This window comes from Telluria sp. LT2P80 (assembly GCF_059685955.1).
The window spans coordinates 107,484-120,488 of the sequence record NZ_JCASIO010000010.1; the positions used below are offsets into that span (position 1 = coordinate 107,484).

13 protein-coding genes are annotated in these 13,005 nt (G+C 60.5%); 3 read left to right on the forward strand and 10 right to left on the reverse strand.

Translation table 11 applies throughout. The features are described 5' to 3' along the window. Positions 1-40: 40 nt before the first annotated feature. Positions 41-331 carry a hypothetical protein gene (locus AC56LW_RS21430; RefSeq protein ID WP_499637417.1) on the forward strand — a complete coding sequence of 97 codons (291 nt, stop codon included), beginning with the start codon at positions 41-43 and terminating at the stop codon, positions 329-331. Between the two features lie 117 nt (positions 332-448). Here AC56LW_RS21430 and AC56LW_RS21435 read toward each other — a convergent pair whose 3' ends face one another. Next, positions 449-1,342 (reverse strand): LysR family transcriptional regulator, encoded by an 894-nt coding sequence (locus AC56LW_RS21435; RefSeq protein WP_499637419.1) that lies wholly within the window; start codon positions 1,340-1,342, stop codon positions 449-451. Positions 1,343-1,487: 145 nt separating this feature from the next. Here AC56LW_RS21435 and AC56LW_RS21440 point away from each other — a divergent pair, with 145 nt between their 5' ends. Then, the gene (locus tag AC56LW_RS21440) at positions 1,488-1,925 is read left to right on the forward strand and encodes a PACE efflux transporter (RefSeq protein ID WP_332533550.1); all 438 of its coding nucleotides are present in this window, start codon (positions 1,488-1,490) and stop codon (positions 1,923-1,925) included. 116 nt (positions 1,926-2,041) lie between these two features. On the opposite strand, the gene AC56LW_RS21445 is transcribed toward AC56LW_RS21440, so the two are convergent. From AC56LW_RS21445 to AC56LW_RS21465, 5 genes are all read right to left on the reverse strand, one after another. Beyond that, complete coding sequence (locus AC56LW_RS21445) at positions 2,042-3,496, reverse strand: ATPase domain-containing protein (protein ID WP_499637422.1); 1,455 nt, start codon at positions 3,494-3,496, stop codon at positions 2,042-2,044. After that, positions 3,493-3,903 (reverse strand): hypothetical protein, encoded by a 411-nt coding sequence (locus AC56LW_RS21450; protein WP_499637424.1) that lies wholly within the window; start codon positions 3,901-3,903, stop codon positions 3,493-3,495. Before AC56LW_RS21450 ends, AC56LW_RS21445 begins: the two co-directional genes overlap by 4 nt. Before the next feature lie 109 nt (positions 3,904-4,012). Further along, on the reverse strand, positions 4,013-5,248 hold the full coding sequence (locus AC56LW_RS21455) for a hybrid sensor histidine kinase/response regulator (protein WP_499637426.1): 1,236 nt from the start codon (positions 5,246-5,248) through the stop codon (positions 4,013-4,015). Positions 5,249-5,504: 256 nt separating this feature from the next. Continuing rightward, entirely contained in the window at positions 5,505-6,095 is a 591-nt protein-coding gene (locus tag AC56LW_RS21460; protein WP_499637428.1) for a class I SAM-dependent methyltransferase, read from the reverse strand. 374 nt (positions 6,096-6,469) lie between these two features. After that, positions 6,470-6,892, reverse strand: coding sequence for a hypothetical protein (locus AC56LW_RS21465; protein ID WP_332533555.1), 423 nt, complete (start codon positions 6,890-6,892; stop codon positions 6,470-6,472). 413 nt (positions 6,893-7,305) lie between these two features. Between AC56LW_RS21465 and AC56LW_RS21470 the strand changes: the two genes are divergently transcribed. Then, the gene (locus AC56LW_RS21470; protein WP_332533556.1) at positions 7,306-8,274 is read left to right on the forward strand and encodes an IS1595 family transposase; all 969 of its coding nucleotides are present in this window, start codon (positions 7,306-7,308) and stop codon (positions 8,272-8,274) included. Positions 8,275-8,387: 113 nt separating this feature from the next. Here the strand turns inward: AC56LW_RS21470 and AC56LW_RS21475 are convergent, their stop codons facing one another. The 4 genes from AC56LW_RS21475 to AC56LW_RS21490 form a co-directional block, all read right to left on the reverse strand. Continuing rightward, on the reverse strand, positions 8,388-9,428 hold the full coding sequence (locus tag AC56LW_RS21475; protein ID WP_332533557.1) for a porin: 1,041 nt from the start codon (positions 9,426-9,428) through the stop codon (positions 8,388-8,390). Positions 9,429-9,578: 150 nt separating this feature from the next. Then, complete coding sequence (locus AC56LW_RS21480; RefSeq protein WP_499637437.1) at positions 9,579-10,685, reverse strand: sensor histidine kinase; 1,107 nt, start codon at positions 10,683-10,685, stop codon at positions 9,579-9,581. 117 nt (positions 10,686-10,802) lie between these two features. Then, a complete protein-coding gene (locus AC56LW_RS21485; protein WP_332533559.1) occupies positions 10,803-11,564 on the reverse strand; it encodes a LytR/AlgR family response regulator transcription factor in 762 nt (253 codons plus the stop codon). Positions 11,565-11,668: 104 nt separating this feature from the next. Continuing rightward, complete coding sequence (locus AC56LW_RS21490) at positions 11,669-12,952, reverse strand: sensor histidine kinase (protein WP_499637439.1); 1,284 nt, start codon at positions 12,950-12,952, stop codon at positions 11,669-11,671. Positions 12,953-13,005: the final 53 nt, after the last annotated feature.

Consider the following 13,005-nt stretch of genomic DNA (forward strand, 5'->3'; position numbering starts at 1 on the left):
AAAACATGCACTTCCAAACCATCACCCAAGGAGCTGCACCATGAAAAAATTGACTGTTACCCTGATTGCAGGTCTGTTTGCCACCGCTGCCTTCGCCCAGACGCCAGCCACGCATTCGTCTTCAGCAACGTCAGAAGCACACGCCACGACGGATACCAAGACCCCGAAAGCTGCATTCGTCCCTAACGAGAATCTGAAGGGCAGCACGCAAACCGACGGCAAGCTGGTCAAGAAGGTCAGCAAGGACGATGCGAAAGCGGTAGCGCAAGCCGACAAGGAAGCCAAGGCGACGGCAAAAGCCCAGAGCAAGGGCGACGTCAAGGCAAAGTAAGGGCGCGGGGAGCGGTGGAAACCGGGACCCACAGAACACCTGTATCAGAGGCGGCAAGAACGGATCATCGTTTGGCCGCATGAAAAAACCCGCGAGTGTCGCGGGTTTTTTTACGCATCAATCTTCGCCCTCGTGGTACTGCGCGAACAGCAGCCCCACGAAATCGACGACCGCCCTGACGCGCGCAGTCGTTCGCACCGTGCGATGCATCGAGAGCCAGATGGCCTGATCCAACTCGGGAATATGCGCAATTGCCGGAACGAGTCCATGGGCTTCGCTTGCCAGAAACGAGGCCAGCACACCCAGCCCGGCGCCGTGCGTCACACCATCAAGGATGCCAAGGCCGTAGCTGCAGCGCATCCAGGGCGCAGGCGCACCGGGCAGCGCCCGTAACCACTGGTCGGACTGGAACTCGGCCCGTGGCTCGTCGAAGCCCACGAATGGCACGCCGGTCCAGTTCTGGTTCGCTATGGCCTCGGCATAACGCGTTGCGATCGCCTGACTGCCATATAGTCCAAACGACAGCGTGCCGACCTGGCGCGCCACGAGGTCGAGCTGTTCGGGCCGGTAAGGCCGAATTGCAATATCGGCTTCGCGCCGCGCCAGGTTATAGGGCCGGTGGGAGGTAACGATCTCGACCTCCACATCGGGGTAGGCGTCATGGAACGGTGCGAAGCGGGTAGTGAGGAAGTAGGAGAGCCATTCGTCGGTATTGATGCGTACCACGCCCGACGCAGAACTTGCATTCTGTCGCGCCTGTGCATGCTCGACTTCCAGGGCAATATCGCTCATCTGTTCGGCCAGTGCGAACATGTCCACGCCAAACGTCGTTGGAACGCAACCACCTTGATGGCGCTCAACAAGCTTCTGGCCGACCGCTTCTTCGAGCTGGTCGAGCCTTCGCGACAGTGTGGCAGGGCTCAATCCCGCCCTGCGCGCCGCACCGCGCAAGGTGCCTTCTTGCGCGATGAGTGCCAGCAAGCGCAGGTCATCCCAGTTCAAGTGTTTCATATTTGCACCATGATGCCTCAGTTTCTTGCCTATGTGTGCATTTATAGACTATGGGATGATCTTGCCTTGCTTTGCCGGTCCAGCGTTTGAACGTACTGCTCAACATCTGCTTGCCGCAAGTCCACCAACAATAACAAGGATCTACATGCGTACATTCGCCGATCGCGTGCGGCACGCGCTTCTTTTCGAGGCGGTGGCGCTGGCCATCTTTATTCCCGGATCTGCAGTCCTGTTCGACCAGCCCGTGCAGGACATGGGCGTCATCGGCATTTTCTCGGCCACCATCGCCACACTCTGGAATTTCGTGTTCAACGTTGGATTTGACCGCGCCATGCTGCGTCTGCGCGGCAGCGTCGAAAAGACGATGGCGATTCGTGTCACGCATACCTTTCTGTTCGAAGCCGGTCTGGTTGCCATGCTGATCCCGCTGATCGCCTGGTATCTGGGGATTGGCTTGTGGGCTGCGCTACTGATGGATATTGCTATCGTGACGTTTTATCTGGTTTACGGCTTTTTGTTCAATCTTGCATATGATCGCTTGTTCCCGGTCGCCAGTGTGGCGGCGCCCGCGCAGCCCTGCTGAGTATTCGAATACACGAACAGGGTCAATCGCGCGGCAACTGACGATGCGCGTCTGCGTGGAAGCCGATCGCCGCAATCTGCCACCCGCACGATCGCCTGCTCTCAATGGGTCGCTCGTCAGCTTCGCTCATGCGGGCGCGGTTGCCCCGTCAGGATGCCTTCGTAGTTTTCCAGCGTGTCGCCGACGTGGATGTCGCCGTCGCGGATGTCGTAGAAATGCAGGTGATCGCTATGTGCGCTGGCACGTACCTTGACCACCGACAGCACCCGGCGCAGACGGCCGTGCAGTTCGATATAGCGCTGCATCAAAATCGCATCGGCCAAGAAGGCGTTGCCATACGAAGAAAAGCGCAGATCGGTATAGCGGTCTTCGGTCTCGGCGGTCATCAATACCGTCACACCCAGCTGCGTCAGCGATGCCACCAGCCGGTAGAGGGACTCGCGGAAGTCTTCGCGAAAGACCGAGGCCAGCGCCATTTCAAAGCCGGACAGCGAATCGATGACGACCCGCTTCGCCTTCATCTTGACGATCATGTCGATCAGGTCATGCAGCACTTCGTCGAGCGACAGATCGAGCGTGCGTGTGTTGATCACGCCGGCGCTGCCGCTCTCGACCAGCGCATCGAGCCGCTGGCTCATCAGTTGATTGGGACTTTTTTCAAAGGCGGCGATGATTCCCGGTTCGCCGACACGGGCGCCTTCTTCGAGAAACTGGGTGGCCAATACCGTCTTGCCGGAACCCGACGGGCCGACGACCAGCATCGAATACCCGGCCGGTAGCCCACCGCCGAGCATGGTATCGATCGCGGGTACCCCCATCGACAGGCGCTGTGTCGGCTTGAAGCGCACTGGTGCGCCAAGGGCTTGCCGGACCATTGCGCGCGGGAAGATGCGCAGGCCCTGGTCGTCGATGCGAAACGTGTGCATGCCCAGGCTTTGCGCGTGGCCGCGCAGTTTGACGACCTGGATCTTGCGCACGAGTGCATCGCGGTGTACCAGCTGGGACAGCCAGATGATGCCATCGGCAACCGTGAACACGGGACTCGACTCTTCTTCGGGCACCAGGTATTCGCCAATCAGGAAGGTCGTCGCCAGCCAGCTCGTCATCTGCATGCCCAGCTGCTGGACAAAATGCTGCAAGCCTGCCGGACCGTCGTCAAGGCCGCGCGCAGTCTGCACGACGGAGCGGAACGAATCGACAAACACGAGGCTCGCGCCAAAGGCGCGGACTTCTTCCGTGATGCGGGCGAGCACGGCATCGAAATTTCCCTCAAGCAGATCGGCCGAGAGGTTGACGAACCTGATCGAGTCATCGATTTTTTCGGGATCGAAGAACGGAAACTGTTGCTGATAGCGCAGCATCTTGAGCGCGGGTTCGCCCAGCACGGTGAAGAAAATTGCACGCCGTGTCGGATTGGCCAGTGAGAACATGATCTGGTGTGCCATCGTCGTCTTGCCGCTGCCGGGCGTTCCTGCAAGCAGGTTGAACGAAAACTCGGGCACGCCGCCACCCAGCAAATCATCGAGTCCGGGTACACCGGTCGCCAGCAGGCGGATAGTTACTTTGTTCATTTTGATGGCTCCGGTACATCTTCTACAGCGAGCGTCTTCCAGGCCGAAAGGAGGATGCGATTGGTTACGAGTTCGCCGACCAGCAGGATCAGGGTGTCGGCGAAAATATGCAGCAATGCGGCGCTGGCGTGTTCCGATTCTTCGATGTCGCGGCTGGCGAGCAGGGTCGCCAGATGGGTGAGCGCGCCGGTGCCGGCGTGTTGCGCTTCAGCCAGCCATGGATGGCGTGGTACGAGTTCGTGCATGCATCTGACCAGCAGCGACGCGAAGCCCTGGTCACCAATGATCGTGCCGAGCGCTGTGGCGATGCTCGTCCACAATGTCACGCTGGATTCACCACGTTGTGCAAGCACCAGCACGGCGCGCTCGATCAGCGCGTGTCGCTGGAGGGTGAGGGGAGCCGTCATGGACATTTCCTGGAAATAATTCGGCCTGATGGTGACACAGCGAGAATGATTCTCCGATGCGTTCGGGGCAGGGCTTCAGGCTGGACGTTGATGAAACTACGCGAGACGATCACACGGAGGGCTGCGGTGCATGCGCTGTCTTGAGAGGCACGGCAGCGACTAACTGTAACAGGTTATCAATATTAATCGGCTTCACCAGATGCTCGTCGAATCCGGATGCCAGCGCGCGCGACCGGTCTTCGAGCTGGCCGTAACCCGATATGGCGACGCAGAAAGGCGCAGCTTGGGCCAGAGTGGCGCGCAAGCTCCGGACCAGATCGTAGCCAGTCATCCCTGGCAGGCCGATATCGCACAGGATCACATCGAATGCGCCGGTGCATGCCAGTGTGAGTCCGGCAATGCCATCGAACGCCTTGATCACGGTGTGGTTCTCCGAACACAACACCATCTCCAGCATCGCGCTGGCATCCCGGTTGTCTTCGACCAGCAGAATGTGGTGGCGCAATGCGGGCGGCGGGGTGACAGGCACCACGACAAGGGGCGCATCGGTCATCTCGAGCAGCGGCAGCCTGACCGTGAAGACCGTGCCTTGGCCTAATCCGGGACTGGCTGCGCTGACGCTGCCGCCATGCATCTCGACGACATTGCGGACGATATTCAAGCCGATCCCCAGGCCACCCTGGGAGCGGGCCAGTGTCCTAGGGCCCTGTGCGAACAGCGTGAAGACAGTGGGCAAGACGTCGGCAGCGATGCCGTCGCCGTCATCACCGACCGTCACGACCACGTCACTACCGATCACGCAAGCCCGAAGACAAATGCTGCCGCCAATCGGCGTGAATTTCGACGCGTTGACCAGCAAGTTCGAGAACACTTGCGCCAGCCTGACACCATCGCCGAACACCTGAATAGCGCGATCGGGTACCTCGATGATCAACTGCTGCCTGCGCTCATTGACACGCGCCTGCACGGTGTCCACCGCATTGGCTAGCTGCTCGGCAACCAGCAGCGCCTGCTTGTGCAATTCGATCTTGCCGCTGCTGATGCGCGCTGCGTCGAGCAAGTCGTCCAGTAAGCGGGAGAGTTGTCCTACCTGGCGGTCAATGATGGCTTTGATGTGCATCAGCTCGGTCGATGGGGCGGGCATCCTGCCCAGCATCGCGCTGGCCATGCTGATCGGCGCGAGTGGATTGCGCAACTCATGGGCCAGCATTGCAAGAAATTCGTTCTGGCGCCGGTTTGCGGCTTCAGCTTGCGCGCGCAAGTCTTCAGCATCGAACGTTGCCAGCAGTAGATGCTGGTTGGCGCTGCACAGGATGGCATTTTGCTCCATCAGCGCATCGTGCACGCCGTCGGCGTCGTGCAGGGGCGCTGGCGTGGTCATCGGCATAGGTAGGCTATTGATTCCTGGTTATGTTAACCATCGGCTACTATTGGTCGCAATAAACGGCCATCATACAACCTAACAGCACGTTGGGAACAGATATTGGCTGAATGATGACTTTTGCCGTGATTTCAATGCAATCGATGGCACGCTGGGGAATCAAAAATCAATCCGGGCCTCCCTCGCGGCAAATTGTCGTGGAGGCGACTTGCCACCTTACTCAATCGGTGCGAGCCGATCGTCGTACTGCGTCGAAGTAGTAATTGTCACCCTCGTCCGTGCACGTGTTGTTGAGTTGCAGGCCGGCCCCATCGAGCAATCGCTCGTAGTGCGCTTTACCAAGCGACACGGAACGCTGTCCGGTCAGCACGTCCTCCCACTCGCACTTCTGATGTGGAGCAGTAAACAAGAAACGGCCACCTGGTTCGAGTGCTTCTGCTATTTTTTCGATCAGCTTTCGCTGGTCGTCTTCCGACAGCAGAAACATCAGTCCGATTGCCACGAGGCCGTCGAAGGTTCGACCGAAAAAGGTACTGTCCTGCACGGTCTCACACGCTGCATGAGCATCCCCAAATCGCCGTGCAAACATGGACGCCAGCGTCGGAGAGGCGTCGATGCCAAACACCGTCAAACCCTCTTCGGCGAGTGTTGAGGAAACCGGGAAGCCCGATCCGCAGCCGACATCCAGGACCTCGCCGCCCGGCGGCAAAGCACTTGCCCAGCGCCGGATGACATCGCGACCGGTGTCAGAACGAACAGCGGCAAACGTTGAAGCGATATGTTCCCAGCCGTTGTCCTGATTGTTGATCACCACGAATCTCCGGTCAGATGATGGGTTAACCTTTACCAGTAACGGCAGCGTGGCAGCGATCGACCCGGCGCATCAGTCGTAAAACGCTGTCAGGTCGCGCGGTCTGGCCTGATTTGACGACCAGTTTACCTGGGCCGTGCTCAAATTGGGATTGCCGCGTGCCTTCAAGACGGGCCACTTGCCGCCGTCGTTTACAGCGAAAACACAACGCATGGGCGTTGTGTTTTCAAAGTACGCGAGATCGTTGCGGCTTACTGGAGAAGCTGGTGGCCAATCAAGCCGGAATAACGCGGCAACCCGCTGCATTGAGAGGCCGCATTGTGATTGATCCGCAGAAAGGCCCTGGCTGGAGAGTGGCCAGTCATGGTCCTTCACTAGCGCTGCGCAACGGCCGATGAGATCACCACCATATCAGCGAAGCGCGGATCTGGCGCGTAGGTCATGAGCATGTCGTCACCGAATTCACCAAGATTGAATTCCATGGTAACTCGACCATCTCCCGACGCAAATTTATAAGGGGCGACAGCAAGAAGACGCATCGGTTGCTGTTTATCGATTTTAGTGTCGATCGTGCGGGTGCCTGGTCGTACCTTGAGGCGCCAGCCATTCGCCAGATCGTAGGTTCCGGCAATTTGCCGTGCTTGTTCTTCCTGAATCCGAACCGGCTTTGCTGCTGCGCTGACAATCACGGACGTGACTGGCGCCGTGTCACTTTGTGGATACGGCCAACTCTGCGCGCCAGAAGTTGGGGCGAGAAGAAATAGGGTTGCGGGAAGCAAAACAGATGAAATGCGCATGATATCTCCTTAGGAAATATAGGCAGAGGCGCCTGTTCTGGCGTTGCGCAAGAATGGCGTGATGCCTTGTCGTCGGGAAAACATTGACCACGTCTGAGGCTGTCGTGAGTCAGAATTGAGTTTAGGTCGGGTGGGTTGAACGGCAAGCGTAAAACCATGATCCTGACTAAATTGACTATTGGCTCAAAAAGTCAGATGCAAACGACATGACACGCGATTGGTCTGGTCGTTTTCAGATTCGTATCAAATCCAAAAAGCTGAGCGGTAATATTCCGCAGAGGCGAGGCAGCCGGTGTATATCCAATCAGGCTCGCAGCCATGAAAAGGGCGCAGTCAACGTTAAATAGAGAGTAGCTTTGAACTGATGAGTAGTCCGATGGTCCAACCCCTGTCCCCAGCGTCAGGAGTCGACCATGAAAGCGCCACGTTTCAAGGGCTGGTTCGCAAAACTGCCTTCGCTGAACCAGCCGCAGCGCCGGCAAGTGCTGGATGCCCTGCATCCTGCAGCCGGACTCGATCAGGTGGTTGCACTCATCAGTGAGGTCAGAACACCAGGCCGCTGCTGCCCCAGGTGCGGCAACGAGCACTGCTACCGGCATGGTTTTGCCAACGATTTACAACGCTATCGTTGCTGCTCCTGTGGCCGCACCTTTAACGACCTGACCGGCACGCCGTTGGCGCGGTTGAGGCTCAAGGCCAAATGGCTCGCGTATTCGCAGGTGCTGCTCGATTCACTCCCCGTGCGTAAGGCCGCAGACCGGGTCGGCGTACACCGCAACACTGCCTTTCGCTGGCGCCACCGCTTCCTGCATTGGGTCAAGCTCGACCGGCCTGCGCGCCTGAATGGCATCGTCGAGGCTGACGAAACATTTCTGCTTGAGTCACAAAAAGGTTCGCGCACACTCGATCGGCCACCGCGCCACCGCGGCGGCCATGCTGCCAAACGGGGCATTTCCGGTGAACTCGATTGCATTCTGGTCGCGCGCGACCGCGAAGGGCGCACCATCGATGCCGTCACTGGGCGCGGTGCGCTCAAAACTGCGCAACTCGAGCGTGACTTGCTACCCAGGCTCGACAGGCAGGCGTTGCTGGTCAGTGACGGCCACCCCGCTTACCGCGCCTTTGCCCGCAAGCACAGGATCGCGCACGAGGCGGTCAATGTGCGCGCCGGTGTGCGTGCAAGGCGTCTGGGCAGCCTTGCCATTCACGTGCAGAACGTGAACGCTTACCACCAACGCTTCAAGGCGTGGCTACAGGGCTTTCGCGGCGTGGCGTCGCGCTACCTGACCAATTACCTGGGCTGGCGCTGGGCGCTGGATGGAAAGCGAGTTATTTTGCCGGAGCAATTGCTTTGCATTGCTATCAGCGTCATCAACAGATAACGCTGACTGAGCCATGAAAAATGCCGGCAGCGCCGGCATTAAAAATTCCCACGAACGCAGGAACTGAGAGCGACCGTCACACGCCGCCGTTGGCGGCGTGTGCGGCGCCATGCTTAGAACGCGTGACGGATACCGACGGTCAGGACCGATGGATCGGCGCTCAGGGCGCTGATGGCCGGGACGCTCGAGACCGGGGTCACGTTGTTCGACGACGCGTTGATGCCGAAGGCAGCGCGGTTGTTGTTGCTCAGCTGGGCGTAGGTGCCGTAGAAGTTGGTGCGCTTCGACAGCGTGTAGGTGTACGACACGGCCACGGTGTTGCCCTTGGCGCCGTTGTTCAGCTTTTGCTGCTGGAAGTTCAGGAAGAACTTGTTCGCGCCCATTGCGTACGATGCACCGATGTTGGCGTTCTTGTACTCGACGCCGTTGCTGGCGGTGGTGCCTTCGAGTTCGGCTTCCAGGTAGTTACCCTTGATTTCGAAGTCGCCGAATTTATAGCCAGCGCCAAAGGCCATTTCCTTGTCGTCACCCGAAGCCAGGCGCTCGATGGTGTGGTAGCCGGCGCCCAGGTACAGGCCGCCGATCTTGTATTCCAGCGCGATGCCCAGCAGGTCGCCCGATGGGTCGACGGTTTTTTCGGCGGTCGAGTAAGCGGCGTTGACGACGAAGCCCGACAGGTCGTTCGATTTGTAGTTGATCGAGTTCGACAGGCGACGGGTCAGACGGTTGGTGCCGAAGGCCGACAGGTTGCTGCCGTACATGCCCTGACCGTTGATGTCCGATGCGGCGGCGACAGCAGCGATTGGCGAGTACTCGCGGCCCAGGGTCACGGTACCGAAGTTGCCCTGCAGGCCGACCACGGCGCGGCGGCCGAAGGTTTGCGTGTCGGTGGCACCGGTGTCCAGCGCGACGCCGGCTTCGATGTTGAACATGGCTTTCAGGCCATTGCCGAGATCTTCGGTACCGCGGAAGCCCAGACGGCTGCTGGACTGGTTGCCCGAGCTGACGGTGGTACGACGGTCTTCACCCGGCACGTCGGTGTCTTCGAGAGCGACGGCCGCGTCCATCACGCCATAGATCTGGACGTTGGTTTGGGCGGATGCGAACAGTGGCAGGGATGACAGCACGGCGGCGGCCAGGAACTTATACTTCATGAAGATCTCCAGTTTGGTTTCGACAAGATGTTGAGTTTGTAATCAACTCAGATCGACAGCGATCTTATCGAGACTATGTGTCGAGTTCATGACACCTTGGCACTGTTGTTTTTATGCAATAGGATGCTCAGGATGCTGATTTTTCGGGCGTCAGACCACATGGCCCGCAATGGGCAGCACGATATCGATGCGCGTCCCCGGCGGCTCGTCGGCCCCGATTGTAATGTCGCCCTGCATCGCCCAGACCCGCTCGCGCATCCCGATCAGGCCCAGCGATTCGGCCTTGCCCATGTCTTGTGCGCGGATGCCCCGGCCGTCGTCCTGGACCGTCAGCAGCAGGTCGCCGTTGGTGCGGTACAGATTCACGCACACGTGCTGCGCGCCGGCATGGCGCGCGATATTGGTCAGTGCCTCTTGCACGATGCGAAAGATGGCGGTGCTGGCCGCATCGTCCAGCCGCAATTCGGCCTCATCCGCGAGGACAGTGCAGGCAATGCCGTGACGTTCGGTGAAGTCGTCGCGCAAGCCCTGCAGTGCAAAATACAGGCCGCCTTCGTCGAGGGCGCGCGGGCGCAGATTGGTGGCGATCCGCCGCAGCGACGCGATGGCCGTGAGCAGATTGCTTTCCATGCCGGCAAGCAGCGGTGTGCTGGCCTCGGGCAAGTGCTCGACACGCGTCAGTAGCGTCAGGTCCATGCGCAGCGACGCAAGCAGTTGCCCGAGATCGTCATGCAACTCGCGCGCGATATGCGTGCGCTCCTCTTCGCGAATGCTTTGCAGTGCCGACGACAGTTGGCGCAACTGGTCATGCGAGCGCGCCAGCGTTTGCTGGACCAGGTGGCGCTCGGACACATCGCGCAGGATCACCGTGTAGATCGGCCGGCCTTCGTGCTCCACGTTCGAGATCGACCCTTCGATGGGAAAGCGTTCGCCATCGCTGCGGATGCCGGTGACGGCGTAGTCGGTGGCACGCCGACCGGCGCGCCCGAGACCGGCCGGAAAATAGTCGGGCGGGGTGCGCGCATCGGCGCCGGGTGCGAGGATGAAGCGCGCCAGCGGACTGCCCTGCAGGCTGGCCACGCCCGTATCGAACATGCGCGCCGCCGCCGGATTGGCCAGCAGGATCGTGGTGTCGTGGCCGACCGACAGGATGGCGTCGCTGGCGCTGTGCAGGATGCGCCGGCTGTCGCAGGCGCGCGCGGCGCGCTGGTCGAGGCTGCGGTTGCGCCGCAGGTGCATCGTGCGCTGAAGTTTCATGCGGGCAGGGACGAGAAGGCCACGGGCGAGGGCCGGACCTTCCACACTACGCGTACGCCCCGCCGGGGCCTTGAGAGGTCACAAGGCGCGCAATAGCACGCGCGTCCCGCAACGCTGTCACATCTGCTTGAACAGGTGCAAAAAACTGCGGCTGACTTCGAGTTTTTCGGGCCGGCCCTTGACCATCACCAGATGGCGGCCACGGATATCGCGCGTCACGCCTTCGATGGCATTGACGTTGACCAGTGTCGCGCGGTGGATTTGCCAGAACAGCGACGGGTCGAGCTCATCGGCCAGGTCACGCACCGGCTTGCGGATCAGCGCCTCGAAGCCGCTCGTCTGCACGCTGGTGTATTTTTCGTCCGAGCGGAAGAACAGGATGTCTTCGACGGGAATCATGCGCAGGTCCTGGCCGATGCTGGCCTGGATCCATTGCAGATGCTTCGGCTTGGGCGAGGCGATCTTTTCGGCCAGCTGGCTCAGCATGGCGCTGACGCTGTCGTTCACATTGGCCGGCGGCCGCTCGAGGCGCTCCTTCAGGCGGTCGACCGTCACCCGCAAGCGGTCCGGCTCGGTCGGCTTGAGCACATAGTCGATGGCGCCGCGTTCGAACGCTTCCACCGCGTACTGGTCATAAGCGGTGACGAACACGACCAGGCTCTTGTCGCCGATGTCGCGCGCCGCTTCCATGCCGGTCTTGCCCGGCATGCGAATGTCCAGGAAGGTCAGGTCGGGCTTGAGCTCGCCCACCAGCTGGACTGCCTCGTCACCATTCTTCGCTTCGCCGACGATCTGCAGTTCTGGCCAGGCGTCCTGCAGGCGCATGCGCAGCTGGTCGCGCATCAGTCTTTCGTCATCGGCAATAATCGCGGTGGGCATGGTGGTCTCTTGACAAGGTTGTTATGAAAAGTGATTGAATGATTATTCAATGAAAATGACCAACAGGCAAGTCGTCGATCGCCATTGCCCCGTTGGCCAAATGATTACTTGGACAACTGGTACGGCACTTCGATCGTCGCGATCACGCCGGTCGGGCTGTTGGCGCCGATGTGCAGCCAACCGGCCTCGCCATGCAGCAGCTTCAGGCGTTCGCGGATCGTCTGCAGGCCCAGGCCGGTGCCGTCGCTCGGCATCACGCCAAAGCCCACGCCGTCGTCGGCCACGGTCACGCGCAGGCGGCTGTCGACGACCTCGGCGACGATGTTCAGCGTGCCGCCTTCGGGCTTGCACTCCAGCCCGTGCTTGATGGCGTTTTCAACCATCGATTGCAGCATCATCGGCGGAAAGGCCGCACTGCGCAGGCCGTCCGGCACACGCAGGTTGACCGTCAGGCGTTCTTCCATCCGCATTTTGAGCAAGTCCAGGTAGGCATTGACCATGTCGACCTCGCGCCCCAGGCCCGTCACGACGGCGTTGTCGCGCATCTGCGGCAGCACCGCGCGCAGATACTGGATCAGGCTGCGCTGCATGGCCGACGCGCGTGGCGGGTCGACGCGGATCAGGTGCTCGACGGACGCCAGCGTGTTGAATAAAAAGTGGGGCTCGACCTGCGCCTGCATCATCTGCATTTTCGTTTCCATCAGCTGGCGCTGCATTGCTTCGCGCTCGGCGGCCGCGTTGGCCACCTGGGCTTCGGCATCGGCGCGTTTCTTGCCACCGACCAGCGCCTTGGTACCAAACAGGGCCAGCAGCAACAGCACGACGAAGTTCATGAACCAGGTGGACGCCTGCTTGTGATAGCGCGACACTTTTTGCTCGGCGGCGTCTTCGACGGCGGCCTCGATGGCGTTCGACAATTCTTCGCCGATTTGCGGCGGCAGTTCGATGTGGACCGAGTCGCTGCCTGGCGAGATATTCACGGCGCCAGTGCTGGAGGAGGGCGCTGTCACGGTTACCGGCGGGCCCGGTGGTGCGTCGGGCGTGTCCGGTACGGCGGGTACCTCGGGCGTTTCCGGTGTCGTTGCCTGGGGCGGTTCGGCCGTGCGCGTTCGGGTTCGGGGATTGAAGCGGATCCCGCTCTCGTCGATCAGGATGCTGGCGTCGCTGCGGCGGCCGGATTCGCGCTCGGCGCGGGCAATTTCTTCTTCGGCCGGGCCGTTGAACAGTTCTTCCTGCAGGATGCCGGCGGCGGTCAGCGTCAGGCCGGCAAAAAGAAGAAACTTCCACCATGACAGCTGGGTAACCCAGGTCGCCACGCCGTCGAAGGCGCGGTAGAGCCAGGACAGGGTGCCGGCCAGATGGTGCTGTGTCGTGCTGCGTGCTTGCATGGCGTCGTCGATCGTCGGAGGATGTTGCATCGGCCCGAAAGGGCGGCCGTTGG

Excerpts from the sequence above, each read along its gene's own strand:
- AC56LW_RS21430 (WP_499637417.1), top strand. The coding sequence starts at position 41 with ATGAAAAAATTGACTGTTACCCTGATTGCAGGTCTGTTTGCCACCGCT.
- AC56LW_RS21435 (WP_499637419.1), bottom strand. The coding sequence starts at position 1,342 with ATGAAACACTTGAACTGGGATGACCTGCGCTTGCTGGCACTCATCGCG.
- AC56LW_RS21440 (WP_332533550.1), top strand. The coding sequence starts at position 1,488 with ATGCGTACATTCGCCGATCGCGTGCGGCACGCGCTTCTTTTCGAGGCG.
- AC56LW_RS21445 (WP_499637422.1), bottom strand. The coding sequence starts at position 3,496 with ATGAACAAAGTAACTATCCGCCTGCTGGCGACCGGTGTACCCGGACTC.
- AC56LW_RS21450 (WP_499637424.1), bottom strand. The coding sequence starts at position 3,903 with ATGACGGCTCCCCTCACCCTCCAGCGACACGCGCTGATCGAGCGCGCC.
- AC56LW_RS21465 (WP_332533555.1), bottom strand. The coding sequence starts at position 6,892 with ATGCGCATTTCATCTGTTTTGCTTCCCGCAACCCTATTTCTTCTCGCC.
- AC56LW_RS21470 (WP_332533556.1), top strand. The coding sequence starts at position 7,306 with ATGAAAGCGCCACGTTTCAAGGGCTGGTTCGCAAAACTGCCTTCGCTG.
- AC56LW_RS21475 (WP_332533557.1), bottom strand. The coding sequence starts at position 9,428 with ATGAAGTATAAGTTCCTGGCCGCCGCCGTGCTGTCATCCCTGCCACTG.
- AC56LW_RS21480 (WP_499637437.1), bottom strand. The coding sequence starts at position 10,685 with ATGAAACTTCAGCGCACGATGCACCTGCGGCGCAACCGCAGCCTCGAC.
- AC56LW_RS21485 (WP_332533559.1), bottom strand. The coding sequence starts at position 11,564 with ATGCCCACCGCGATTATTGCCGATGACGAAAGACTGATGCGCGACCAG.
- AC56LW_RS21490 (WP_499637439.1), bottom strand. The coding sequence starts at position 12,952 with ATGCAAGCACGCAGCACGACACAGCACCATCTGGCCGGCACCCTGTCC.